The sequence below is a fragment of the Frigidibacter sp. MR17.14 genome, assembly GCF_037095735.1.
Taxonomy (GTDB): domain Bacteria; phylum Pseudomonadota; class Alphaproteobacteria; order Rhodobacterales; family Rhodobacteraceae; genus Frigidibacter.
The window spans coordinates 396099-420722 of sequence record NZ_JBAWKD010000002.1 but is presented as its reverse complement, the minus strand read 5'-3'; the positions used below and the strand labels follow the sequence as shown (position 1 = coordinate 420722).

The 24624-nt window shown below is 68.8% G+C and carries 18 protein-coding genes; 14 read left to right on the top strand and 4 right to left on the bottom strand.

Translation table 11 applies throughout. From position 1 onward, the window contains the following. Positions 1–191: 191 nt before the first annotated feature. The gene (locus tag V8J36_RS07115; protein WP_336466587.1) at positions 192–3629 is read right to left on the bottom strand and encodes a pyruvate carboxylase; all 3438 of its coding nucleotides are present in this window, start codon (positions 3627–3629) and stop codon (positions 192–194) included. Positions 3630–3937: 308 nt separating this feature from the next. Here V8J36_RS07115 and V8J36_RS07110 point away from each other — a divergent pair, with 308 nt between their 5' ends. Then, positions 3938–6418, top strand: a complete 2481-nt coding sequence (locus V8J36_RS07110; RefSeq protein WP_336466586.1) for an ATP-dependent helicase — start codon at positions 3938–3940, stop codon at positions 6416–6418. An 81-nt stretch (positions 6419–6499) separates the two neighbouring features. Further along, the gene (locus tag V8J36_RS07105; RefSeq protein ID WP_336466585.1) at positions 6500–7003 is read left to right on the top strand and encodes a DUF4405 domain-containing protein; all 504 of its coding nucleotides are present in this window, start codon (positions 6500–6502) and stop codon (positions 7001–7003) included. A gap of 648 nt (positions 7004–7651) precedes the next feature. On the opposite strand, the gene V8J36_RS07100 is transcribed toward V8J36_RS07105, so the two are convergent. Next, positions 7652–7873: a DUF1127 domain-containing protein gene (locus V8J36_RS07100; protein ID WP_336466584.1), complete on the bottom strand. Its 222-nt coding sequence runs from the start codon at positions 7871–7873 to the stop codon at positions 7652–7654. Positions 7874–8156: 283 nt separating this feature from the next. On the opposite strand from V8J36_RS07100, the gene V8J36_RS07095 reads away from it, so the two are divergent. From V8J36_RS07095 to V8J36_RS07055, 9 genes are all read left to right on the top strand, one after another. Next, on the top strand, positions 8157–9287 hold the full coding sequence (locus V8J36_RS07095; RefSeq protein WP_336466583.1) for an Mrp/NBP35 family ATP-binding protein: 1131 nt from the start codon (positions 8157–8159) through the stop codon (positions 9285–9287). Positions 9288–10055: 768 nt separating this feature from the next. Next, on the top strand, positions 10056–10568 hold the full coding sequence (gene mraZ / locus V8J36_RS07090; protein WP_336466582.1) for a division/cell wall cluster transcriptional repressor MraZ: 513 nt from the start codon (positions 10056–10058) through the stop codon (positions 10566–10568). A 2-nt stretch (positions 10569–10570) separates the two neighbouring features. Then, on the top strand, positions 10571–11569 hold the full coding sequence (rsmH, locus tag V8J36_RS07085) for a 16S rRNA (cytosine(1402)-N(4))-methyltransferase RsmH (protein WP_336466581.1): 999 nt from the start codon (positions 10571–10573) through the stop codon (positions 11567–11569). 1 nt (position 11570) lies between these two features. Beyond that, positions 11571–11966, top strand: coding sequence for a cell division protein FtsL (gene ftsL / locus V8J36_RS07080; protein WP_336466580.1), 396 nt, complete (start codon positions 11571–11573; stop codon positions 11964–11966). A gap of 5 nt (positions 11967–11971) precedes the next feature. Then, entirely contained in the window at positions 11972–13753 is a 1782-nt protein-coding gene (locus V8J36_RS07075) for a peptidoglycan D,D-transpeptidase FtsI family protein (protein ID WP_336466579.1), read from the top strand. A 44-nt stretch (positions 13754–13797) separates the two neighbouring features. Then, positions 13798–15294 (top strand): UDP-N-acetylmuramoyl-L-alanyl-D-glutamate--2,6-diaminopimelate ligase, encoded by a 1497-nt coding sequence (locus tag V8J36_RS07070; protein ID WP_336466578.1) that lies wholly within the window; start codon positions 13798–13800, stop codon positions 15292–15294. Then, positions 15291–16757, top strand: a complete 1467-nt coding sequence (locus V8J36_RS07065) for a UDP-N-acetylmuramoyl-tripeptide--D-alanyl-D-alanine ligase (protein ID WP_336466577.1) — start codon at positions 15291–15293, stop codon at positions 16755–16757. The genes V8J36_RS07070 and V8J36_RS07065 overlap by 4 nt, the downstream gene beginning before the upstream one ends. Further along, positions 16758–17840 (top strand): phospho-N-acetylmuramoyl-pentapeptide-transferase, encoded by a 1083-nt coding sequence (gene mraY, locus V8J36_RS07060; protein ID WP_336466576.1) that lies wholly within the window; start codon positions 16758–16760, stop codon positions 17838–17840. A gap of 4 nt (positions 17841–17844) precedes the next feature. Continuing rightward, positions 17845–18408 carry a DedA family protein gene (locus tag V8J36_RS07055; protein ID WP_336466575.1) on the top strand — a complete coding sequence of 188 codons (564 nt, stop codon included), beginning with the start codon at positions 17845–17847 and terminating at the stop codon, positions 18406–18408. 30 nt (positions 18409–18438) lie between these two features. Here V8J36_RS07055 and V8J36_RS07050 read toward each other — a convergent pair whose 3' ends face one another. Continuing rightward, positions 18439–18825, bottom strand: coding sequence for an Hpt domain-containing protein (locus V8J36_RS07050; protein ID WP_336466574.1), 387 nt, complete (start codon positions 18823–18825; stop codon positions 18439–18441). A 15-nt stretch (positions 18826–18840) separates the two neighbouring features. Further along, a complete protein-coding gene (locus V8J36_RS07045) occupies positions 18841–19824 on the bottom strand; it encodes a response regulator (protein WP_336466573.1) in 984 nt (327 codons plus the stop codon). Between the two features lie 261 nt (positions 19825–20085). Here V8J36_RS07045 and V8J36_RS07040 point away from each other — a divergent pair, with 261 nt between their 5' ends. The 3 genes from V8J36_RS07040 to V8J36_RS07030 are packed head-to-tail and all read left to right on the top strand — an operon-like array spanning position 20086 to position 24612. After that, entirely contained in the window at positions 20086–23040 is a 2955-nt protein-coding gene (locus tag V8J36_RS07040) for a methyl-accepting chemotaxis protein (protein WP_336466572.1), read from the top strand. Continuing rightward, positions 23030–24082: a protein-glutamate methylesterase/protein-glutamine glutaminase gene (locus tag V8J36_RS07035; protein WP_336466571.1), complete on the top strand. Its 1053-nt coding sequence runs from the start codon at positions 23030–23032 to the stop codon at positions 24080–24082. The genes V8J36_RS07040 and V8J36_RS07035 overlap by 11 nt, the downstream gene beginning before the upstream one ends. After that, on the top strand, positions 24079–24612 hold the full coding sequence (locus V8J36_RS07030) for a chemotaxis protein CheD (RefSeq protein WP_336466570.1): 534 nt from the start codon (positions 24079–24081) through the stop codon (positions 24610–24612). Before V8J36_RS07035 ends, V8J36_RS07030 begins: the two co-directional genes overlap by 4 nt. Positions 24613–24624 lie beyond the last annotated feature (12 nt).

The following is a 24624-nucleotide window of genomic DNA, read 5'->3' as shown; positions in this document are numbered from 1 at the left end:
GACGGTCCGGGCACGCGCGGCTGGCGGTGTCGCGAGGGGGGCTGGCGCGGCCCGGTCGGCGGCCCGTCTTTGGATCGCGGTCATCGTGCCAGCTGCGCCGTGCCAGCGGCGCGTCGTCCCCGGCGGCGCGGCAGGGCTCAGCAGGATAGAGGGGGGGCATGCGGCCCGCGTTCCCGCGGGCCGCATCCTGGTCATTCCAGTTCGAGCAGCAGGTCCTTGGCGTCGATCTGGCTGCCGGCGGTGACATGCAGCGCCTTCACCGTGGCGGCGCGGTCGGCATGGATGCCGGTTTCCATCTTCATCGCCTCGATGGTCAGCAGCAGGTCGCCCGCATTGACCTTCTGGCCAGCGGCGACCGCGACCGAGGCGATCGAGCCCGGCATCGGCGCGCCGATGTGGTTCGGGTTGCCCTCTGCCGCCTTCGGCTTCGCCGCGGTCTTGGCCTTCACCATCCGGTTCGGCACCCGGATCACCCGGGGCTGGCCGTTCAGTTCGAAGAACACCCGCACGTCGCCTTCATCGGTGGTCTCGCCCACGGTCTGCAGCCGGATTTCCAGCGTCTTGCCCGGGTCGATCTCGACCGAGGCCTCGTCGCCGGGCTGCATGCCGTAGAAGAACACCGGCGTCGGCAGGACGCGGACCGGGCCATAGGTCTCGTGCCGCTTCACGTAGTCGGTGAAGACCTTGGGATACATGAGATATCCGTTCAGGTCCTCGTCATCGACGAGGCGGTCGAGATCGGCTTCCAGCTTCTTGCGCGTGGCTTCCAGATCGACCGGGGGCAGGTTGGCGCCGGGGCGGTCGGTCGAGGGTTTCTCGCCCTTCAGAACCTTCGCCACGATGCCTTCTGGGAAGCCGCCCGGGGGCTGGCCGAGGTTGCCCTTCATCATGTCGATGACCGAGTCGGGGAACGAGACCTCGACCTTCGGATCCTCGACCTGCGAACGGGTCAGGCCCTGCGCCACCATCATCAGCGCCATGTCGCCCACGACCTTCGACGAGGGCGTGACCTTCACGATGTCGCCGAACATCATGTTCACATCGGCATAGGTCTTGGCGACCTCGTGCCAGCGCTCTTCCAGCCCGAGCGAACGCGCCTGCGCCTTGAGGTTGGTGAACTGCCCGCCCGGCATCTCGTGCAGGTAGACCTCGGAGGCCGGGGCCTCGAGCCCGGATTCGAAGGCCGCATACTGGTCGCGCACCGCTTCCCAGTAGTTCGACATCGTCCGGATCGCGCCGATGTCGAGCCCGGTGTCGCGCTCGGTATGGCGCAGCGCCTCGACGATCGAGCCGAGGCAGGGCTGCGAGGTGCCGCCCGAGAAGGCGTCCATCGCCGCATCGACCGCATCCACGCCCGCATCGGCGGCAGCGAGGATCGTGGCCCCCGCGATGCCGGAGGTGTCATGGGTGTGGAAGTGGATCGGCAGGCCCACCTCCTGCTTCAGGGTGCGGATCAGGGTGCGGGCCGAGGCGGGCTTCAAGAGCCCCGCCATGTCCTTCAGCCCCAGCACATGGGCGCCCGCGTCGCGCAGCTCTTTCCCCATCGCGACATAGTATTTCAGGTCATACTTCGCGCGGTCGGGGTCCAGCAGGTCGCCGGTGTAGCAGATCGCGGCCTCGCAGACCTTGTCGGCCTCGATCACCGCGTCCATGGCGACGCGCATGTTCTCGACCCAGTTCAGCGAATCGAAGACGCGGAACACGTCGATGCCGGTCTCGGCCGCCTGCTTCACGAAGGCCACCACGACATTGTCGGGGTAGTTGGTGTAGCCGACGCCGTTCGAGGCGCGCAGCAGCATCTGCGTCATCAGGTTCGGCATCCGCTCGCGCAGGTCGCGCAGCCGCTGCCAGGGGCATTCCTGCAGGAAGCGATAGGCCACGTCGAAGGTGGCGCCGCCCCAGCATTCGACGCTGAACAGCTGCGGCAGGTTCGCGGCATAAGCCGGTGCCGCGCGGATCATGTCGATCGAGCGCATGCGGGTCGCCAGCAGCGACTGGTGCCCGTCGCGCATCGTGGTGTCGGTCAGCAGCAGCTTCGTCTGCGACGCCATCCAGTCGGCGACCGCCTGCGGGCCCTTCTGTTCGAGGATCTGGCGGGTGCCCAGCGCGGGCTCGGCCATCTTCTTCGGCGGCACGGGCTTGCGCGCCTCGGCCGCGGGCTTCGGGCGGCCGGCGGTCTCGGGGTGACCGTTCACCGTGATGTCGGCGATGTAGGTCAGGATCTTGGTGGCCCGGTCCTGCCGCTGGCGGAAGTCGAACAGGTCCGCCGTCGTGTCGATGAACTTCGTGGTGTAGGTGTCGTTCAGGAAGGTCGGGTGCTTCAGCAGGTTGATCACGAAGTCGATGTTCGTGCTGACGCCGCGCACCCGGAACTCGCGCAGTGCGCGGTCCATGCGGGCGATCGCGGCCTCAGGCGTCTGCGCCCGCGCGGTGACCTTCACCAGAAGCGAATCGTAGTAGCGGGTGATGACCGAGCCCGCATAGGCGGTGCCGCCGTCCAGGCGGATGCCCGCGCCGGTGGCCGAGCGATAGGCGGTGATCCGGCCATAGTCGGGGATGAAATTGTTCTGCGGGTCTTCGGTGGTGACCCGGCACTGCAGGGCATGCCCCAGAAGCTTCACGTCGGCCTGGCTGGGAACGCCCGTCGCCTCGGCCAGCGTCTTGCCCTCGGCGATCTTGATCTGGGCCTGCACGATGTCGATGCCGGTGACCTCTTCGGTCACCGTGTGCTCGACCTGCACGCGGGGGTTCACCTCGATGAAGTAGAACTTGCCGTCGTCCATATCCATCAGGAACTCGACGGTGCCGGCGCATTCGTAGTTCACGTGCTGGCAGATCTTCTTGCCCAGCTCGCAGATCTCGGCGCGCTGTTCCGCCGTCAGATAGGGGGCCGGGGCGCGCTCGACGACCTTCTGGTTGCGGCGCTGCACGGTGCAGTCACGTTCGAACAGGTGGTAGATCTCGCCGAACTTGTCGCCGAGGATCTGCACCTCGACGTGGCGGGCGCGCAGGATCATCTTTTCCAGATAGCCCTCGCCGTTGCCGAAGGCGGCCTCGGCCTCGCGCCGGCCCTCGCGGACCTTCTCGACCAGCTCCTCGGGCTTGGTGATCGGGCGCATGCCGCGCCCGCCGCCGCCCCAGCTGGCCTTCAGCATCAGAGGATAGCCGATCTCGGCCGCCTCGGCCTTGATCGCGTCGAAGTCGTCGCCCAGCACCTCGGTCGCGGGGATCACCGGCACCCCGGCCGCCACCGCCACCTTGCGGGCCGAGGCCTTGTCGCCCAGCGCGCGCATCGTCTCGGCCTTGGGGCCGATGAAGGTGATGCCGGCGGTCTCGCAGGCCTCTACGAATTCGGGGTTCTCGGACAGCAGGCCATAGCCCGGATGGATCGCGTCGGCTCCGGCCTCCTTGGCGACGCGGATGATCTCGGGGATCGACAGATAGGCCGCGACCGGGCCAAGACCCTCGCCGATGCGATAGGCCTCGTCGGCCTTGAAGCGATGCAGCGAAAGCTTGTCTTCCTCGGCATAGACCGCGACGGTCTTCTTGCCCATCTCGTTCGCGGCGCGCATCACGCGGATCGCGATCTCGCCGCGGTTGGCGATCAGGATCTTCTTGAATTCGGTCATCTTATCCTCCGTGCCGCGATGACTCTGGGGCGGCACTTCATGTGAAGCTTCCGTGATGCCGCGCCGCAGCGCAAGCCGATGCCGGACTGGTAAATTTGGCTTAACGACACTTTTGCCGTGACGTCAGCGCTTTTGCGCCATGAATCCGCGTAAAAGCGCAATGATTGCAATCATGGGTAGATATGCACACTTGGCGCGCACCGCAGACGACGCGCAGGCGAGTGCCGCTCGATTCTAGAAGCACCCTCATCGGGCGCGAACGGAAGAAGAACTTTCCTCGCCCGGCGCGACCCGGTATCATGCGCGCCATGAGCAGGTTCGACGACGACGACGCATTCGAGAGCGCCCATCAGGCGGTGTCCCTGTCCCAGCGCGCCATGGCGGCGCGGGGGCAGGCGCAGCCCTATCTCGACGATCTCAATCCCGCGCAGCGCCAGGCGGTCGAGACGCTGGACGGCCCGGTGCTGATGCTGGCCGGCGCCGGCACCGGCAAGACCAAGGCGCTGACCACGCGCATCGCGCATCTGCTGACCACGGGCCGCGCCCGCCCGAACGAGATCCTGTCGGTGACCTTCACCAACAAGGCCGCGCGCGAGATGAAGGACAGGGTGGGGCGCCTTCTGGGCCATGCCGCCGAGGGCATGCCCTGGATGGGCACCTTCCACTCGATCTCGGTCAAGATCCTGCGTCGCCATGCCGAGCTTGCGGGGCTGAAGTCGAACTTCACCATCCTCGACACCGACGACCAGATCCGCCTGCTGAAGCAGGTGATCGCGGCCGCGAACATGGACGAGAAGCGCTGGCCCGCCCGCCAGCTGGCCGGGATCATCGACGGCTGGAAGAACCGGGCGCTGACGCCCTCGAAGGTGCCCTCGTCCGAGGCCTCGGCCTTCAACAACAAGGGCACCGAGCTTTACGAGGCCTATCAAGAGCGCCTGCGGTCGCTGAACGCCGTCGATTTCGGCGACCTGCTTCTGCATGTCGTCACGATCTTCCAGGCCTATCCGGACGTGCTGGGCATGTATCAGCGCTTCCTGCCCTACATCCTCGTCGACGAGTATCAGGACACAAACGTCTGCCAGTATCTCTGGCTGCGGCTGCTGGCGCAGGCGAAGAAGAACATCTGCTGCGTCGGCGACGACGACCAGTCGATCTACGGCTGGCGGGGCGCCGAGGTCGGCAACATCCTGCGGTTCGAGAAGGACTTCCCCGGCGCGACCGTGATCCGGCTGGAGCAGAACTATCGCTCGACCCCGCATATCCTTGCCGCGGCCTCGGGCGTGATCGCGCAGAACTCGGGGCGGCTGGGCAAGACGCTCTGGACCGACCTTGAACAGGGCGAGAAGGTCCGGCTGATCGGCCACTGGGACGGCGAGGAAGAGGCGCGCTGGATCGGAGAAGAGATCGAGACGCTTCAGCGCGGCACCCGCGCCCGCGACCCGGTCGCCCTGAACGATCAGGCGATCCTCGTGCGCGCCAGCCACCAGATGCGGGCGTTCGAGGACCGGTTCCTGACCATCGGCCTTCCCTATCGCGTCATCGGCGGCCCGCGCTTCTACGAACGGCAGGAGATCCGCGACGCGATGGCCTATTTCCGGCTCGCGGTCTCGCCCGATGACGATCTGGCCTTCGAGCGGATCGTGAACACCCCCAAGCGCGGCCTTGGCGACAAGGCGCAGCAGACGATCCAGATGGTCGCGCGCGCCGATGGCACCAGTCTGCTGGAAGGCGCGCGCTCTGCCGTCGCCACCGGCCGGATCGGCGGCAAGGGCGGGGCCGAGCTGCGCCGTCTGGTCACACTGATCGACGGCTGGCACGAGCGCGTCGCCGGCGCCTCGACCGCGACGGCGCTGCCGCCGATCGGTGGCGAGGACCCGGATGACGCGCTGATCGAGCTCGACATCGACGACGTGCCCCCCGCGCACGACCATTCCCACATCCGGCTGGCGGAAGAGATGCTCGAGGATTCGGGCTATATCGCCATGTGGCAGAACGACAAGACGCCCGAGGCGCCGGGGCGGCTCGAGAACCTCAAGGAACTGGTGAAGGCGCTCGAGCAGTTCGACAACCTGCAGGGCTTCCTCGAACACGTCGCGCTGATCCTCGACAATGACAATGACGAGGCCGCGGACAAGGTCACGATCATGACCCTGCACGCCGCCAAGGGTCTCGAATTCCCGGCGGTGTTCCTGCCGGGCTGGGAGGACGGGCTCTTCCCCAGCCAGCGCTCGCTAGACGAATCGGGTCTGAAGGGGCTCGAGGAGGAGCGGCGGCTGGCCTATGTCGGCATCACCCGGGCGGAAGCGGTCTGCACGATCTCCTTCGCCGGCAACCGCCGGGTCTATGGCCAGTGGCAAAGCCAGCTGCCCTCGCGCTTCATCGACGAGCTGCCCGAGGCGCATGTCGAGGTGATGACGCCGCCCGGCCTTTACGGCGGCGGCTACGGCGCGGCGGCGGCGGGGATGGGCGCAAGCTTCGGCACCTCGGCGGTCGAGGCGCGGGCGGCGCGGGCCGATGTCTACAACTCGCCGGGCTGGCGGCGGATGCAGGGGCGCGCCTCCGAACGCCCAATGGCCCAGCCGCGCGAGGCGCGCCATGTGGTCATCGACGCCGAGGCCGTTTCGCCCTTCGATGAGGGCGACCGGGTGTTCCACAAGAAGTTCGGCTACGGCACCGTCATCGGGGTCGAGGGCGACAAGCTGGCCGTCGAGTTCGACAAGGCCGGCCCGAAGCGGCTTCTGGGCGGCTTCCTCGTCGCGGCCGAAGACGCCGACGACGTGCCGTTCTGAGCCGACGGAGGCGCGCGGGATCTGCGTAGCAGGGGCAGGAACGGGGCCGCGGACCGGCCCCGGATGCGACTGGACCCTTCGATGCGCGCCTTCCTCTTCCGTTACGCGACGCCCGCGACGCTGACCTTCTTCCTCGTTTCGCTGATCACCGGCATCGGCCTGTTCTTCCACATCGGCCCCAGCGGCTTCCGTGGCAGCCACGAATGGCTGAGCCTCGTGCTGATCGCGCCCTTCCTCGCGCATCTGTGGCGCAACTGGCGCCCGATGCTGTCCTACCTGCGCGGCCCGCGGCTCTGGATCACCGCTGCGGTGACGCTGGTGGCGATGGTTCCCTTCTTCCTGCCCGCGCAGGGCACCGGCGGCGGACGGTCCGGCCCGCCGCAATTCGCGCTGGCGCATCGGCTGATGGCGGCGCCGCTGCAGGATGCGGCCCCTGCGTTGGGCCTTACGCCCGAGGCGCTGGGCACCGCGCTGGCCGCTGCCGGCTATGCGCCGGAACCGGGCGCCAGCCTGTCGGCGATCGCCGCCGCCGCCGGCAAGGACGAGGCCGCGCTGGCGGCGCTTCTGGTGACGATCGAGGGCTAGCCCGCGAGGGGCCGGTCGGATGGAAGACCCCCGAAATGCACAACGGCGGCACCCCAGGGAGGAGGAGGGGGTGCCGCCGTCTGAACGCTGGACCCAGGGAGGAGGAGGGGCCCGCGTGTATGCGGTGAGGACTTGGGGTGCGCCTCAGGGAGGAGGAGGAGGCGCCGCCGGTCGTCACCTACGCCGGGGTCCAGGGAGGAGGAGGGACACCGGTCGCATCGTCTGGTGAAGATCGGCGGCGCTCCAGGGAGGAGGAGGGGCGCCGCCGACTTCACGAACGCCGGACCCAGGGAGGAGGAGGGGCCCGTCGCATCTTCTTGCGGAAGGCGGCGGTGGCGTCCCAGGGAGGAGGAGGGGACGCCACCGGCCTTCACAACGTCGGACCCAGGGAGGAGGAGGGGTCCTTCGCAGTCCGTCGTGCCGGCGCCCCTTGCGGGGGAAAGCGCGGCGGCCCCAGGGAGGAGGAGGGGGCCGCCGCCTGTACGAGGTCCCAGGGAGGAGGAGGGGACCTGCGTCTGCCGGCTGGGTCGATCCCCTTGGGGAGGAACCCGGTCATCTGGTGCGGCGACCCCAGGGAGGAGGAGGGGGCCGCCGCTTATTTCCCAGGCTCAGGGAGGAGGAGGAGCCTGAGGAAACCTTGTAATTCGTTCAGGCCGCTTTACCGTAGGCCGCCTCGGCGGCGACGCGGGTGATCATCGAGCGGTTCAGGCCCAGGTCGGCCAGTTCGCGCGAGGTCAGCGAGCGGAGTTCGCCGAGCGTCTGGCGGAACACCTTGCGGCGCTGGCGGGCTTCCGACATCGAGCGGAACAGGGCGGCGACGCGATCGGCAAAGCCGCGATCGGTGGTGGAGAGGTTCTGAGCGAGTGCCATTTCGGATGCTTTCGTCTGCGGATGTGCGGCGGTTCGCGGTGCGTGTCGTTCCGTGTCCGTCGCTGTTGAACCCAATCTGGCCCCGATGCTGCATTTGCACAATCCCCCGTCCTCTCAAGCCCGACATGACGTGAATGCATAACGTCCGCTGACATAATTTAGGGGCGCTAACAGGGCCTCTGCGCAAAGCTCAGGCAGTTTGTGGACAAACGATCCTGAATCGCCTTGCGAACCATGTCAGAACTGCCACACCTCGCCTGAAAACGCCCCGGGAGACCAAAGTATGACCCTCGATAAACCTGCCGTCATGACCGCCCTGGCCCGAGTCGCGGCACCCGGAGGCGGCGATATCGTGGGCAGGGACATGGTTCGGGCCCTAACTGTTGGTCCTGCAGCGTCGGGCGGCGGTGCCGCCGTCGCCTTCGTTCTGGAACTTCCCGAGGCGCAGGCCGGCGCCGGTGAGGGGTTGCGCGCCGCGGCCGAGGCGGCGCTGCGCGCATTGCCAGGCGTCGCAAAGGTGTCGGTTGCCGTGGCTGCGGCAGCGCTAACGCCGCAGCGCGGCGCGACTGCGGCCCCCGGGGCCGGCGCAGGGGCCGCGCCCAGCCTCAAGATCGGCGGTCATCCGACCCCGCAGCCGCCCGGACAGACCGGCCCGCAGCGCCTTGCCGGCATCGACCGGATCCTCGCCATCGCCTCGGGCAAGGGCGGGGTGGGCAAGTCGACGGTCTCGTCCAATCTCGCGGTCGCGCTCGCGCGCGAGGGGCGGCGCGTGGGGCTTCTCGATGCCGATATCTACGGGCCCTCGCAGCCGCGGATGATGGGCGTGAACCGCCGCCCGGCCTCGCCCGACGGCAAGACCATCGAGCCGCTGCACGCACATGGCGTGACGTTGATGTCGATCGGCTTCATGCTGAAAGAGGAAGAGGCCGTGGTCTGGCGCGGCCCGATGCTGATGGGCGCGCTGCAGCAGTTGCTCACCCAGGTGAAGTGGGGCGAGCTCGACGTGCTGATCGTCGACCTGCCGCCCGGCACGGGCGACGTGCAGCTGACGCTGTGCCAGCGCACGCATCTGACCGGGGCGCTGGTGGTCTCGACCCCGCAGGACATCGCGCTTCTGGACGCGCGCCGGGCGATCGACATGTTCGGCAAGCTGAAGACCCCCGTTCTCGGCCTGATCGAGAACATGTCGACCTATGTCTGCCCGAACTGCGGCCACGAGGCCCATCTCTTCGGTCACGGCGGCGTCGGCGCCGAGGCCGAGCGTCTGGGCCTGCCGTTCCTGGGAGAGATCCCCCTCAGCCTCGACATCCGGCTGGCGGGCGACGCCGGCACCCCTGTGGCAGCAGGCGAGGGGCCCGAAGCCGAGGCCTACCTGCGCCTGGCCCGGCGCCTCGTCGCGGGTGGAATGGCCTGACCCGCCCACTCGATTCGTCCCCTTGGCGGGCAAGCGGGGCGGGGCACGGGAAATCGCGGGACTGAACTCTGGGAATTCACGGGAAGGCGGCGCCGAGAGGGGCCGCCTTTTCGCGTCGTAGATGCCCTGTGCCGAGCGCTGCCCCAATGAAACTTGGGGATTCGGTTCCGGTGGTCACGGAAACGCGATCCGCCGTGAACTCGGCGTCTGATTTCGTGAGCAGGGGGCCCGAACCGTGTCCTTGAGGCAACGCGGGCAATGCGGCGGCGCCGTGTTCCGTTGCTTCTGGGAAATGACGGGAAAAAAATGTGCCCGCCCGACGGGCCCATATATGACGACATGACGAAGCTTAATAACATCATATTGTGCCAAGGGTCTGGCTAACTGTCCGAACTGCGAAGGGACTGCGGCGTTTCGCGCCATGGGGATCCCGTGGCTTCCCTAAATTCGCTGTTTACTCCCGTGAATTCCCGTGCCAGTAATGATCACACGATGAACACGGGCATCCGGGTCGCAAGACCCCGGAAACGATAAAAAAAGCAGGCTTCATACAGGCAGCCCACTCATCGAAACGAAGAGATCCGGCGCGCGGGCGAGCAGACATCCCCCCAGGTGGCGCGCGCAGTCGGACACCCCCATCACATGGGGCCCAGGAACTGGGAACGAGGGCGGCGGATCGGGCAGTGGCAGCAGCCCGGTCCGCCGTTTCGCTTCCGAGACCCCGCAGAGGGTCCGGCGGCCGGGACAGAGATAGGAGCCACAGGCCACATGGCCGGCATGTTCGTAGGCGAATACACCTTCAAGGTGGACGGCAAGGGGCGCATGTCGATCCCCGCCGACTATCGCCGCGAGCTTGAAGCCTGCGACCTGCAGCGCCCCAACGAAAATCGCCCCCGCATCGCGATCGTCGCCACCCCGAACAAGTCGCATCTCGAGTGCCACAGCTACGACGACTTCCGTCGCATGGCCGCCGACATCGCGAACATGGACCGCGGCTCGATGCAGCGGCGCATCCTCGAGCGCATGGTGCTCGGCGCGACCACCTTCGTCGAGGTCGAGCCCGACGGCCGCCTCGTGCTGCCCCAGAAGCTGCGCGAGAAGATCGGCCTTTCGTCCGAGGCGCTGTTCCTCGGCCAGGGCGAGACCTTCACCATCTGGAACCCCGAGACCTTCGCCGCCGAGGATCAGGCCCAGATCGACGGCTGGCTGGAGGAGATGCCCGCCGATTTCGACGTCTACTCGCTGCTCGGGGCCGCCAAGACCCCGTCGGCCGGGGGGTGATCATGGCCGAGGCGCCGCATATTCCCGTCCTGCTGCGGCCGCTCCTCGAAGCGGTCGCACCTGTCTTGGGCACCTGGGTCGACGGCACCTTCGGGGCCGGGGGCTATTCGCGCGGCCTGCTCGCCGCCGGGGCCGGGCGCGTGATCGGCATCGATCGCGACCCGATGGTCTTCGAGATGGCGAAGGCCTGGGCCGGCGACTACGGCGACCGTCTGCAACTGGAACGTGGCACCTTCTCGGATCTCGACGCGATCGCCGGCGGGCCGGTGCAGGGCGTGGTGCTCGACCTCGGGATCTCGTCGATGCAGATCGACCAGGCCGAGCGCGGCTTCTCGTTCCAGAAGGACGGCCCGCTCGACATGCGCATGTCCTCGGACGGGCCCTCGGCCGCCGACCTCGTGAACGAGGCCTCGGAAGAGGAACTGGCCGACATCATCTATCACTACGGCGAGGACCGCGCCTCGCGCCGGATCGCCAGGGCCATCGTGCGCGCGCGCAACGATCAGCCGATCACCACGACCCTCGGCCTCGCCAAGATTGTCGAATCGGTGCTGCCGCGCCAGAAGCCGGGTCAGAGCCATCCGGCCACCCGCACCTTCCAGGGCATCCGCATCGCCGTGAACGACGAGTTCGGCCAGCTGGCCGAAGGCCTCGCCGCCGCGGAGCGCGCCCTGGCCCCGGGCGGCCGGCTGGCGGTGGTGACCTTCCATTCGCTCGAGGACCGCGTGGTGAAGCGCTTCTTCCAGATCCGGTCGGGCAGCGAGGGGCAGGGCAGCCGCTATGCCCCCGCGCGCGAGGCCGCGGCCCCGGCCTTCGAGATGATCTCGCGCCGCGCGATCGCCCCCGACGATCAGGAACTGGCCGAAAACCCGCGCGCGCGGTCCGCGAAGCTGCGCGTCGCGCGGCGCACCGCGGCGCCCGCGCAGGCGCTCGACCGCGCGGCGATGGCGATCCCGGCTCCGGCGCTCGAGCAGCGCCCCGGTCGCCGGAAGGGCGGCTGAGATGCGCAGCTTCCTGTATGTGATCACCGCGCTGGTCGTCATGGGCCTCGCCTTCTGGGCCTACCGCGAAAACTACGCGACCCAGTCGAAGATGTCCGAGATCGACGCGATGCGGTCGGACATCGCGCATCTGACCGAAAGCCTTGGCGTGCTGAAGGCGGAATGGGCCTATCTCAACCGCCCCGACCGCCTGCGCGAGCTGGTGGCGATCAACTTCGCCCGCCTGCCGCTTCTGCCGATGCAGTCCGACCAGTTCGCCGCCGTCGACCAGGTCGCCTATCCGCCCGAGGTCGCGGTCCCCGAGGTCGCCCCCGCCGCACCGAAGGCCGGCACGATCACCGACCCGGTCGAAACCTCTGCCGCCCTTTCTGCCGCCGACGGCGCCGACCAGGAGTAGACGCGTTGATCCGCACGCCGCTTCGCCCGCTCGCCCGCATCCTCGACGCCCGCCAGAAGGGCGAGAACCCGGATGTGATCGAACGCGAGAACCTGCGCATCCGCCACGAGCAGATGCAGGAGAAGTCGCGTGGCCGGGCCGAGACGCGGCTTCTGGTGATGGGCCTGCTGTTCTTCTCGGCCTTCGGGGTGATCGGGGCGCAGATGGGGCTTCTGGCCGCCTCCGAACCGATGGAGCCGCGCAGCGAGGTGCCCGGCGCCGCCATCGTCGCCCAGCGCGCCGACATCACCGACCGCTCGGGCCATATCCTGGCCACGAACCTCGTCACCCATTCGCTCTACGCCCAGCCGCAGATGATGATCGACCCGGTGGGCTCGGCCAAGGCGCTGCTGAAGATCTTCCCGGACCTGAACGAAGAGCGGCTGATGAAGGACCTGACCGGCAGCCGCAAGTTCCTGTGGATCAAGAAGAAGATCAGCCCGGAACAGATGCAGCAGGTGCATGACATCGGCGATCCGGGCCTGCTGTTCGGCCCGCGCGAGATGCGCATTTATCCGAATGGCGCCATCGCCTCGCATATCCTCGGCGGCGCCGGTTTCGGCCGCGAGGGCGTGCATTCGGCCGAGGTCATCGGCACTGCCGGCGTCGAGCGCTCGTTCGACGGCTGGCTGCGCGACCCGGCGAACGGCGGCAAGCCGCTGCAGCTGTCGATCGACCTCTCGGTGCAGGCCGCGATGGAGGAAGTGCTCGAAGGCGGCATGAAGCTGATGAACGCCAAGGGTGCCTCGTCGATCCTGATGGACGTGCACACCGGCGAGGTCATCGCCATGGCCTCGCTGCCCGATTTCGACCCCAACACCCGCCCCGCGCCGCTGACCAAGGGCGATGCCTCGGACAGTCCGCTGTTCAACCGCGCGGTGCAGGGCGTCTACGAGCTTGGCTCGACCTTCAAGATCTTCGCGGTGGCGCAGGCGATCGAGCTTGGGCTGGTGAACCCCTCGACCGAGGTGCAGACCAAGTCGCCGCTGGTCTGGGGCCGGTTCCGGATCAAGGACTTCCACAATTACGGCGAGCATCTCTCGGTCACCGAGATCATCGTCAAATCCTCGAACATCGGCACCGCGCGGATCGCGCTGATGATCGGCGCCGAACGCCAGCAGGCCTTCCTGAAGGCGCTGGGCCTGATGGAGCCGACGCCGATCGAACTTGCCGAGGCGCCGACCGGCCGCCCGATCGTGCCGTCGAAATGGCCCGAGATCACCGCGATGACCGTCTCTTACGGCCACGGCCTGTCGGCCAGCCCCCTGCATCTGGCGGCGGCTTATTCGACGATCGTGAACGGCGGCTACAAGGTGACGCCGACGCTGCTGAAGACCGGCCCGGTGCCGCGCGGCCCGCAGCTGATCTCGGAAAAGACCTCGGCGATCATGCGCAGCCTGATGCGGCAGGTCGTGGCGCGCGGCACCGCCAGCTTCGGCGATGTGCCGGGCTATCTGGTCGGCGGCAAGACCGGCTCGGCCGACAAGGTCAACCCGGCGGGCGGCTACTACAAGGACAAGGTCATGGGCACCTTCGCCTCGGCCTTCCCGATGAACGATCCGAAATACGTGCTGATCACCTCGCTCGACGAGGCCTCCGAGAATTCGGGCTCCGAGCCGCGGCGGACCGCCGGCTGGACCACTGTTCCGGTGGGCGCCGAGATCATCCGCCGCATCGCGCCGCTTCTGGGGCTGCGCCCTCAGGTTGGACCTTCCGGCGACGCTGCGCTAACACTCGTGCGCAACTGAAGCGGGGGGCGGGGCGCCCCTCGGCAAGCCTTGGAGGACGCGCGATGAGCGATCAGGCATCGGGCCCGAAAACCGCGACGCTGGCCGAGCTGGGCCTGACCGCGCGCGGCGGGGCCGAGGTCCGGGTGACCGGGCTTTCGGTCGACAGCCGCATGGTCAAGCCCGGTCATCTTTTCGCGGCGCTGCCGGGCACGAAGGTGCATGGCGCGGACTTCGCGCCGATCGCGCTGGCGCAGGGGGCCGCGGCGATCCTGACCGACCGCGCCGGCGCGCAGATCGCGCGCGAGGCGATGGCGGGGACGCAGGCCGCGCTGATCGTGGCCGAGGATCCGCGCCAGGCGCTGGCCTTCGCGGCGGCGCTGTGGTTCGGCACCCAGCCCGACACGGTGGTGGCGGTGACCGGCACCTCGGGCAAGACCTCGGTCGCGACCTTCACACGGCAGATCTGGCAGGCGATGGGCCTGCGCGCGGCGAACATCGGCACGATGGGCGTGCTGGGCGATTTCACCGCGCCCGTGCCCCACACCACGCCCGAGCCCCTGACCCTGCACCGGATCCTCGCCGAGATGGCCGAGATCGGCGTCGATCACGCGGCGATGGAGGCCTCGTCGCACGGGCTTGACCAGAAGCGGCTTGACGGGGTGCGGCTGAAGGCGGGGGCCTTCACCAACTTCAGTCAGGACCATCTCGATTACCACGCGAGCTTCGACGAGTACTTCGCGGCAAAGGCTGGGCTTTTCGACCGCGTCCTGCCCGAGGAGGCGACCGCCGTCCTTTACATGGACGATCCGCGGTCGTCCGAGATGCAGGCCCATGCCAAGGCGCGCGGGCTCGAGCTGATCACCGTCGGCCGCGACACGCCTGCGGACATGAAGATCCTGTCGCAACGCTTTGATGCGACGGGGCAAGATGTGCGCGTCGACTGGTTCGGCGCACCGCGGCAGCTGCGGCTCGACCTGATCGGCGGCTTCCAGGCCGAGAACGTGCTGATCGCCGCCGGACTGGTGATCGCCGCCGGCGCCGAACCCGACGAGGTCTTCGCCGCCCTGCGACAGGTCCGCACCGTGCATGGCCGGATGGAACTGGCCGCGGTGCGCGGCAACGGCGCCACCGTCTTCGTCGACTATTCGCACAAGCCGGGCGCGCTCGCCTCGGCGCTGGTGAGCCTGCGCCCGCATGTCATGGGCCGCATCCTCTGCGTCTTCGGCGCCGGCGGCGACCGCGACAGGCTGAAGCGCCCGCTGATGGGCGAGGCCGCGGCCCGCCATGCCGACCTGGTCTTCGTCACCGACGACAACCCGCGCAGCGAGGACCCGGCCACGATCCGGGCCGAGGTGATGGCCGGCTGCCCGGACGCGACCGAGGTGGGCGACCGGGCCGAGGCGATCCTGCGCGCCGTCGACGCGCTTGAACCCGGCGACGCGCTGATCATCGCCGGCAAGGGCCACGAGACCGGCCAGATCGTCGGCGACACCGTCTATCCCTTCGACGATGCCGAGCAGGCAAGCGTCGCTGTCGCCGCGCTGGAGGGCCGCATATGACCGACATCCTCTGGACCTCGGCCGAGGCCGCCGCCGCCACCGAAGGCCGCGCCACCCGCGCCTTCGAGGTGACGGGCGTCTCGATCGACACCCGCACCCTCGCGAAGGGCGACCTCTTCGTCGCCCTGAAGGACGTCCGCGACGGCCATGACTTCGTGCGCGCCGCCCTCGACAAGGGCGCGGCCGCGGCGCTGGTCTCGCGCATCCCCGAGGGCTGCTCGGACAAGGACCCGCTGCTGGTCGTGCCCGACGTGCTCGAGGGGCTGACCGCGCTTGGTCGGGCCGGACGGGCGCGGACCCGGGCGAAGGTGGTGGGGGTGACCGGCTCGGTCGGCAAGACCTCGACCAAGGAGATGCTGCGCAAGGTGCTGGCGGCGCAGGGCCGCGTGCATGCGGCCGAGGCCAGCTACAACAACCACTGGGGCGTGCCGCTGACGCTGGCGCGGATGCCCGCCGACACCGATTTCGCGGTGATCGAGATCGGGATGAACCATCCCGGCGAGATCGCGCCGCTGGCGAAGCTCGCGCGCCCGCATGTGGCGGTGATCACCACGGTGGCGCCTGCGCATCTGGAAGCCTTCGAGAACCTCGACGGCATCGCGCGCGAGAAGGCCGCGATCTTCGAGGGGGTCGAGCCGGGCGGCACCGCCGTGGTGCCGCTGGGCCTGCCGGTCTCGGGCCTGCTCGAGGCGGCGGGGCGGGGGCATGGCCACCACATCCTGACCTTCGGCCCCGATCCCGAGGCCGACTGGCGGCTGATCCATGCGAAGGTGACGGCCGATGCGACGGTGGTCGAGGCCTCGCACAAGGGCGCCGACGGTCTGATCCATCCGCTGCTGTTCAAGCTGCGCACGCAAGGCACCCATTTCGCCCAGAACGCGCTGGCCGTGCTGGCGGTCGCCGCGGCGGCCGGGGCCGATACGGCGGTGGCCGCGCTCGATCTGGGGCAATGGCTGCCGGCGGGCGGGCGGGGGATGCGCGAGCGCATCGTGCTGGACGTGGTCGACGACCACCTGAGCTTCGACCTGATCGACGATGCCTACAACGCCAACCCGACCTCGGTCGGGGCGGCGCTCGACATGCTGGCCGCCGCGCAGCCCAAGGACGGGGTCGGCCGCAAGGCCGCCGGGCGGCGGATCGCGATTCTGGGCGACATGCTGGAGCTGGGGCCGGACGAGATCGCGATGCACGCGGCGCTGGCCGGGCATCCGGCAATGGCGCAGGTCACCACGGTGCATTGCGTCGGCCCGCGCATGAAGGCGCTGTGGGAAGCGCTGCCGCGCGCCAAGCGCGGCGAGTGGCACGAGACGGCCGAAGAGATGGTGCCCGAGCTGCGCCACTTGGCCGATGCCGGCGATGTCCTGCTCGTGAAAGGGTCGAAGGGCATCAAGGTGGCCCTGCTGGTTGACGCCATTCGCAAGCTGGGGCAAGCGGTCGCCCACCACAACCGAGGGACCGAGTGAATGCTCTATTGGCTGACCGAGCTGTCGGATGGCGGGGGGATCTTCAACCTCTTCCGCTACATCACCTTCCGGGCGGGTGCGGCCTTCTTCACGGCGCTGATCTTCGGCTTCCTCTTCGGGCGCCCGCTGATCGACTACCTCCGCAAGGTCCAGAAGAAGGGCCAGCCGATCCGTGACGACGGCCCGGCCACCCATTTCGTCAAGGCGGGCACGCCGACGATGGGGGGGTTGCTGATCCTCTCGGCGCTCGGCGTCTCGACCCTGCTCTGGGCGCGGCTCGACAATCCCTACATCTGGATCGTGCTGCTGGTGACCTACAGCTTCGCGCTGATCGGCTTCGCCGACGACTATGCGAAGGTCACCAAGCAGAACACCAAGGGCGTGTCCGGCAAGATCCGTATGGGGATCGGGCTGGTCGTGGCGGCGCTCGCCTCGATGGCCGCGGCCTGGGCGCATCCGGCGGGCCTGACCGGAGAGCTGGCGCTGCCGTTCTTCAAGGACCTGCTGATCCACCTTGGCATCTTCTTCGTGCCCTTCGGCATGCTGGTGATCGTCGGCGCGGCCAACGCGGTGAACCTGACCGACGGGCTGGACGGGCTGGCGATCATGCCGGTGATGATCGCCTCGGCGACGCTGGGGGCGATCAGCTATGTCGTCGGCAACCTGAACTTCACCGAATACCTCGGCGTCCACTACGTGCCCGGCACCGGCGAGATCCTGGTCTTCTGCGCGGCGCTGATCGGCGGGGGGCTGGGCTTCCTGTGGTACAACGCGCCGCCCGCGGCCGTGTTCATGGGCGATACCGGCAGCCTCGCGCTGGGCGGCGCGCTGGGCGCCATCGCGGTCTGCACCAAGCATGAGATCGTGCTGGCGATCGTCGGCGGGCTCTTCGTGGTCGAGGCGCTGTCGGTGATCATCCAGGTCGCCTATTTCAAGCGCACCGGCCGGCGGGTGTTCCTGATGGCGCCGATCCACCACCATTTCGAAAAGAAGGGCTGGGGCGAGGCGCAGATCGTGATCCGGTTTTGGATCATCTCGCTGGTCCTCGCGCTGATCGGCCTCGCCACGCTGAAGGTGCGCTGAGAGCATGGGATTCGAGGCCCTCGTCACCCAGTGGGGCCTCCCGGCGATCTTCCTGGGCTGTTCGGTCGAGGGCGATGCCACGGGCTTCCTGGCCGGCGTGCTCGCCCACCGGGGCCTCTTTCCCTACGAGGTCGCGACGATGACCGTCGCGGCCGGCGCATTCGCCGGCGACCAGGCGCTGTTCTTCCTTGGCCGCCACACCTCGCGCTTCGGCTTCGTGCAGCGGATGCTGAACCACGGCGCGGTGTCGAAGGTGCGCCGGATGGTGGTCGAGCGGCCGACGGCGCTGATCCTGGGTTTCCGCTTCCTCTACGGCGCGCGCACGATCGGGGCGCTGAGCCTTGGCGCGGCCGGGATCCCGGTGCCGCGTTTCGTGGCGCTCAACGCTCTGGCGGTGCTGGTCTGGGCGCATGTGGTGACCGCGCTGGGCTACGGCCTGGGCGCGACGCTGCACGGGCTGATCGGGCGGGTGCGGCTTGAAGGGCACTTGGGGATGGCCGCGGCGGTGGTGGCGGCGGGCTTCGCGGTCGCTTGGGCGCTGCATCACCAGTGGCGCCGTCGGCGCTGAAGGCCGTCGGCGCGGGCGCGCGCCCGGCGCTCAGCAGCGGTCGTTGTCGATCAGGATCAGGGCCATCTCGCCCAGCATGTCGTCGACGGCATGCAGCAGGCGGTTGAGTTCCGGGACCGTCGCGCGGGCCGGGTCATGGCCGTCGGCGGCAAGTTCGGCCACCTGCGACAGCCGCCCAAGCTCGGGGAAGCCGACGGTGGCGGCGATGCCGGTGGTCTTGTGGGCGCCGAAGCGGATCGCCTCGATCAGCTGGCGGCGGTAACCGTGGTCGATCCCGTCGTCCTCCTCGAGATCGCTGCGCGCCGCCTCGAGCTCGACGAGCCGGGATTCGAGCACGTCGAGGAAGCGGCCGCGGATCTCGGCGACACGGGCGGTCACGACCCGGTTGCGGGTCTGTTCCTGGACGGGGTCGATCATCGGGGCCTCGGGCCGTCAGGCCATGCGGAATTGGGAGGAGGAGCTGCCCCAGGCGTTGGGCTCGGCCGGGGTCGGATCGTGTTCGGCATTGTCGATGGCGACGTAGAGCGCATCGACGGCGCCGCGGCCGGCGCGCACCAGCCCCACGCGGACCGGGGAGCCCACGCGCAGGGTGCATTTGATCGGCATGCCGCGGCTGTTGGTCAGGCCCATCTCGTCCACGATCAGGTTCGCGGTCGCGACCACGGTGTCGAGGTCGAGCAGGGTCCGGCCATGGGCCACGCAGACGAAGACGCCGTTGCCGGCGTAGGAGACGAAACGCTCGACCGAGCGCAGCGCGGTCGAGATCGCCTCGGCCACGTCGGTCAGCAGGTAGCGGAAGTCGGTGGGCGAGCTGGCGGCATAGATGTTCTCGACGCCCTCGATCTTGAAGGCGAAGATCGAGGTGGCGAACAGGCCCGAGCGGGTCAGCTGCAGCAGGTAGTTCTCGAGCGATTGCAGCTCGATCACGCCATCGACTTCCTTGATGCCGATCGCCTCGTTCAGGTCCAGGAACCGCTCGCGCTCGAGCTGGGCGCGCAGGCCGTCCACCATCGAGGCATTGTCGCGGATCGCGTTGTTCTGGTCGACGAGGCGCGCGGCGAGCCGGATCCGCGTGCCCAGTTCGACCGGGTCGAAGGGCTTGGTCACGTAATCCGTCGCCCCGGCCGCAAAGGCCCGGTCGATATAGGATTTCTGCGACATCGCCGTGATCATGATGATCGGGGACTGCTGGTACGAGGGGCTGCGGCGAATCGCCCTCGCCAGCTCGATCCCGTCGATCTCGGGCATCTGGATGTCGAGAAGGAAACAATCGAAAGGTTCGGGGCTGTTTGTCAGGATCGTCGCCGCCTCGCGTGCCGAGGAGGCCGTGGTCAGATCGCTGAACCCGTTGGCGCCAAGGCTCGCCGACAGCAGTTCCAGGATCATCTCGTCGTCGTCGACCGCAAGAATGCGCATCTTCAGCCCTTCTGGTGGTGGGGCAGCGCCTGCTCAGGGAGTTCTTCCCACGCCGCACCTCTTCATTTCCCGGTCAGACTGGTCCGGGAATCCGGCGAGAATATGGCGCGTTGCGCGTGAAAATCCGTCCGTATCAAGGTGTTTTCAGGCGGAAGGCCGCCGGGGATGCGGCGCAGATGTGGACGATTAAGCGAATCTTCAGCCGGTGTCGCCAGCCTGAGACACGGCCGATCCTGTGCCGGCCGGAACCGCGGGACCCCCATGTCGAAGACCCTGCGCCTCAGCGCGAAGCTGCCCCTGCTGATCGTCGCGGTCAGCCTCGTCACCCTCGTCTGCATGGGCGCGCTCGCCGTGCGAGAGGCCGGAACCGCCCTGATGGAGGCGGGACGCGACCGGCTGGCACTCGCGGCGGAAATGCGGCGCGAACAGCTGGACCGCTGGGCGCATGACATCGCGGCCGACCTGCTGGCCACCGCGGGCAGCCAGTCGGCGGTGCGCGCGCTGACCGAGTTCACCATCGCCTTCAATCGCCGCGGCCCCGGCGCCGAGGGCGACCTCAAGCGCGAATACATCACCGGCAACCCGCATCCGGCCGGCCAGCGCTACAAGCTCGAGACCGCGGGCGGGACCGACGACTACTCGATCACCCACCGCCGCAACCATGCGGGCTTCACCGCGCTCTACCGCCAGAAGGGCTATTACGACATCTTCCTGATCGATACGGCGGGCCGCGTCGTCTACACGCTGTTCAAGGAAGAGGACTTCGCCAGCGACCTGATGCAGGGGCCCTACAAGGACACCGGCCTTGGCCGCGCGGTGCGCGCCGCGCTGCAGGCCGGCCCGGACGCAGCCCCGGCCTTCGCGGATTTCGAACCCTACGCGCCCTCGGCCGGGGCAGAGGCCGCTTTCGTCGCGGCCCCGGTCTTCGACAAGGACGGCAACCGGATCGGCGCGATCGCCTTCCAGCTGCCCTTCGACCAGATCAACGCGATCACCGGTACCCGCGCCGGGCTTGGGGCGACCGGCCGTGCCTTCCTGGTCGGGGCAGACCAGCGGCTGCGGACCAATATCGAGGGCGGCTCTGCCGACCCGCTGGCACCGGTGACGACGACCCAGCCCGAGGTGCAGCGCGCCTTGGCGGGCGAGGTCGGCACCGCGGACGGGCGCGCGATCGACGGGGATGCCGCGGTGGTCAGCTACGGACCGGTGAAGATGTTCGGGGCGGGCGAGGCGCTGATCGTCGAGCAGGACCGCGACGAGATCCTCGCGCCCGTCTGGCGGCTGGTGCGGATCGTGACGCTCAGCGGGATCGGGCTGATCGGCGGCATCGCGGTGCTGGCCTGGTGGCTTGCGCGCGGGATCTCGCGCCCCCTCGCGGCGGCCTGCGACAGCATGTCCCGCGTGGCCGAGGGTGACTATGCGATCACCATCGCGGGGCAGGGCCGCGGGGACGAGATCGGCGACATCGCCCGGGCGCTGGGTGCGTTCCGCGACCGCCTGGCCGAGGCGGCCGTGCAGGCCGAGGCCGCGGCCTTCCGCGGTGCGGCCTTCGACGGGACCTCGGCGCCGCTGATGATGGTGAACGACGGTTTCGAGATCCGCTTCGTGAACCCGGCGCTGTCGCGGCTGTTCGAGGCGCGGCGCGAGGATTTCCGCGCACAGGTCAGTACCTTCGATCCGGACACGGTGATCGGCCGGACGATGGACGTCTTCCACGCGATCCCGGCCCGGGCGCGGGCGCTGCTGTCGGACAGCCGCAACCTGCCGCATCTGGCCGAGATCAAGGTCGGATCGGCGCGCTTCTCGCTGAACGTCAGCGAGGTGAAGATGGAGGGGCGGGGGCGCATTGGTTACGTCGTCGAATGGCGCGACGTGACCGCGGACCGGCTGACGCAGGCGGTGATCGGCGCGCTGGACCGTGCACAGGCGATGGCGCAGTTCGAGCCCGGCGGCGAGCTTGCGGTCGCCAACGCGCATTTCGCTGCGCTCGCTGGTGCCGAAGATCTGTCCGGCCGGCGCGCCGCCGATCTGTTCCGCCCGCAATCCGAGGCGGCGGGCGGCTTCGAGGCGCTGTGGGAGGGCCTTCTGGCCGGCAAGGGCTGGCAGGGGCGACTCGCACTGGGGCCGCGGCTTGCCGATGCGATGCTGGCGCCGGTGCTGGACCGCAGCGGCGCGGTGATGCGGATCTCGCTGATCGCGACCGACGTGACCGAGGCGCAGGCAGCCCTCGCCGCAGCCGACGCGACCCGCCAGGCGCTGGCCGAAGCGCAGCGGCAGGCAGTGACCGTGCTCGCGGCGGCCCTGCAGCGGCTGTCCTCGGGGGAACTCTCGGTTCGCATCGACGACCGGTTCTCCAGCGATTACGAGGGCGTCCGCGCCGACTTCAACCACACGGTCGAGCAGCTCGCCCGCACGATCGGCGCCGTGGCGGAACGGGCCGGATCGCTCAGCAGCGGGTCGAGCGAGATCTCCGGCTCGGCCGAGGATCTGAGCCGGCGCGCCGAACGGCAGGCCGCGACGCTGGAAGAGACTGCGGCGGCGCTCGACCAGTTGACCGCCTCGGTGCGCTCGGCCGCGGCCGGCGCCGCCGAGGCCCAGGGCGCGGTCGAAGTCGCCCGCGGGGCCGCGGAACGCTCGGGCCGGATCGTTGACGAGGCTGTCGCGGCGATGGAGCAGATCGAGGCGTCTTCGCAGGAGATCTCGCGGATCATCGGCGTCATCGACGACATCGCCTTCCAGACCAACCTCCTGGCGCTGAACGCGGGGGTCGAGGCCGCGCGGGCCGGCGAGGCGGGGCGTGGCTTCGCGGTCGTCGCCTCCGAGGTGCGGGCATTGGCGCAACGGTCCTCGGAGGCGGCGCGCGAGATCGACGGGCTGATCGCGCGGTCCGGTGGCCATGTCCGCGCCGGGGTGGAACTGGTCGGCAAGGCGGGGGGGGCACTGCGCGAGATCCTTGCCGGGGTCTCGGACATCACCGCGCGGGTCGGAGAGATCGCAAGTTCCTCGGCCGAACAGTCCTCGGGTCTTGCAGAGATCAACACCGCGATCAACCAGCTGGACCAGGTCACCCAGCAGAATGCCGCGATGTTCGAAGAGACCGCCGCGGCCAGCCGCAGCATCAGCGAGGATGCAGAAACGTTGGCCCGAGAGGTTGCCCGCTTCCGCCTGGCCGGCCAGCAACGCCCGCAGACCATGGAATGGCGGAATGCCGGTTGAGGTTCCGCGCGTGGCCAGCGTAGTCAAGGTGCTGATCGTCGATGACAGTCGCACCATTCGGCAATTGATCCGCCATCGGCTCTCGAGCGATCCGCGGCTACAGGTGGTCGGCGAGGCGGAAGATCCACTTGAGGCCCGTGAGCTGATCCGGCGCCTGTCGCCCGATGTGCTGACGCTGGATGTCGAGATGCCGAGGATGAACGGTCTGGAGTTCCTCGAGCGTCTCATGCGGCTGCGTCCGATGCCCGTGGTGATGATCTCGACCGAGACGTCCGAAGGGTCTCGGGTCGCGATCGAGGCCTTGGCGCTGGGGGCCGTCGATTGCATCGGCAAGCCCGCGGCCGATCGGCTGCCTTACGGGTTTCGCGAGCTTGGCGACATCCTCGTCGCCGCAGCCTCGGCCCGCCTGCAGGGACAGCGGCAGCGCCCTGTGGCACCGCGCAATTTCCTGTGGAACGGAAAGCTGGTGCTGATCGGGTCATCGACGGGCGGGGTCGACGCCTTGGAATGCGTCTTGCGCGGCTTTCCGGCGGACGGTCCCCCGGTGCTGATCACCCAGCACATGCCCGCGTCGTTTCTGGCAAGCTTTGCGCGGCGCCTCGATGGGATCGTCGCCCCCAAGGTGAGGTTGGCCGAGGATGGGCAGCCCCTGCGCCAGGGCGAGGTGCGCCTGGCGCCGGGTGGATCCCATCACCTCGCGCTGGGCAACGGGATGACATGTCGCCTTCTGGAGGCGCCGAAGCGCAGCGGACACCGCCCGTCTGTCGACGTGCTGTTCGAGAGTGCCGTGCCGCTGGCGTCGAAAGTGGTCGCGGCGCTTTTGACCGGTATGGGACGGGATGGCGCCGAGGGCATGGCCGCCCTGCGCGCGGCGGGGGCGCGGTGCATCGCGCAGGACCAGGCGAGTTCGGTGGTCTGGGGCATGCCGCGTGCTGCGCTCGAGATCGGCGGGGCCGAGCGTGCGGTCCCGCTCACGCGCCTGTCCGGAGAACTGCTCGCGCTGGCGGGGCGGCAAAATGTTGCGGCGGGGGAACGTGGATGATCGGTGTCGACAGCAAGGTCCCGCTCGAGGGCGCCTATCATATCTCGCAGGGCGAATTCGCGGTGGGACGAGAGCAGAGTTCGATTTCCACCATTCTCGGGTCCTGCATTGCGACCTGCCTGCATGACCCGGTCGCGCGTGTGGGCGGCATGAACCACTTCCTGCTGCCGGAAGGGACCGGCACGGGCGCACCTGCGGCGAGTTTCGGCATCAATGCCATGGAATTGCTGATAAATGCCCTCATCAAGGCCGGGGCGCAGCGGGGGCGCATGCAGGCGAAGGTTTTTGGCGGGGCACGGATGGTTGCTGGCCTTTCCGACATCGGCGCAAAGAATGCGCAGTTCGTTCTCGATTTTCTCGACAAGGAGGGGTTGCACTGCGTCGGGCAAAGCCTGGGCGGTACCGAAGCCCGCCGCGTCCAGTTCTGGCCGGGCGACGGTCGCGCGCGCCAGAAGCTGGTCGGGAATGCCGGCCTTCAGGAGAAGCCGAGCCTTCGGCCGGCCCCGGCGAATGGGGTGGAGCTCTTCTGAGGTGGTGGTGTG

What these genes read in the sequence shown, in the direction of transcription:
- V8J36_RS07045 (WP_336466573.1), bottom strand. Translation starts at nt 19,824, where the DNA reads ATGCGCATTCTTGCGGTCGACGACGACGAGATGATCCTGGAACTGCTG.
- V8J36_RS07105 (WP_336466585.1), top strand. Translation starts at nt 6,500, where the DNA reads ATGCGCGCCTTCCTCTTCCGTTACGCGACGCCCGCGACGCTGACCTTC.
- mraZ (WP_336466582.1), top strand. Translation starts at nt 10,056, where the DNA reads ATGGCCGGCATGTTCGTAGGCGAATACACCTTCAAGGTGGACGGCAAG.
- V8J36_RS07115 (WP_336466587.1), bottom strand. Translation starts at nt 3,629, where the DNA reads ATGACCGAATTCAAGAAGATCCTGATCGCCAACCGCGGCGAGATCGCG.
- V8J36_RS07040 (WP_336466572.1), top strand. Translation starts at nt 20,086, where the DNA reads ATGTCGAAGACCCTGCGCCTCAGCGCGAAGCTGCCCCTGCTGATCGTC.
- ftsL (WP_336466580.1), top strand. Translation starts at nt 11,571, where the DNA reads ATGCGCAGCTTCCTGTATGTGATCACCGCGCTGGTCGTCATGGGCCTC.
- V8J36_RS07050 (WP_336466574.1), bottom strand. Translation starts at nt 18,825, where the DNA reads ATGATCGACCCCGTCCAGGAACAGACCCGCAACCGGGTCGTGACCGCC.
- V8J36_RS07065 (WP_336466577.1), top strand. Translation starts at nt 15,291, where the DNA reads ATGACCGACATCCTCTGGACCTCGGCCGAGGCCGCCGCCGCCACCGAA.
- V8J36_RS07110 (WP_336466586.1), top strand. Translation starts at nt 3,938, where the DNA reads ATGAGCAGGTTCGACGACGACGACGCATTCGAGAGCGCCCATCAGGCG.
- mraY (WP_336466576.1), top strand. Translation starts at nt 16,758, where the DNA reads ATGCTCTATTGGCTGACCGAGCTGTCGGATGGCGGGGGGATCTTCAAC.
- V8J36_RS07055 (WP_336466575.1), top strand. Translation starts at nt 17,845, where the DNA reads ATGGGATTCGAGGCCCTCGTCACCCAGTGGGGCCTCCCGGCGATCTTC.
- V8J36_RS07070 (WP_336466578.1), top strand. Translation starts at nt 13,798, where the DNA reads ATGAGCGATCAGGCATCGGGCCCGAAAACCGCGACGCTGGCCGAGCTG.
- V8J36_RS07035 (WP_336466571.1), top strand. Translation starts at nt 23,030, where the DNA reads ATGCCGGTTGAGGTTCCGCGCGTGGCCAGCGTAGTCAAGGTGCTGATC.
- rsmH (WP_336466581.1), top strand. Translation starts at nt 10,571, where the DNA reads ATGGCCGAGGCGCCGCATATTCCCGTCCTGCTGCGGCCGCTCCTCGAA.
- V8J36_RS07095 (WP_336466583.1), top strand. Translation starts at nt 8,157, where the DNA reads ATGACCCTCGATAAACCTGCCGTCATGACCGCCCTGGCCCGAGTCGCG.
- V8J36_RS07030 (WP_336466570.1), top strand. Translation starts at nt 24,079, where the DNA reads ATGATCGGTGTCGACAGCAAGGTCCCGCTCGAGGGCGCCTATCATATC.
- V8J36_RS07100 (WP_336466584.1), bottom strand. Translation starts at nt 7,873, where the DNA reads ATGGCACTCGCTCAGAACCTCTCCACCACCGATCGCGGCTTTGCCGAT.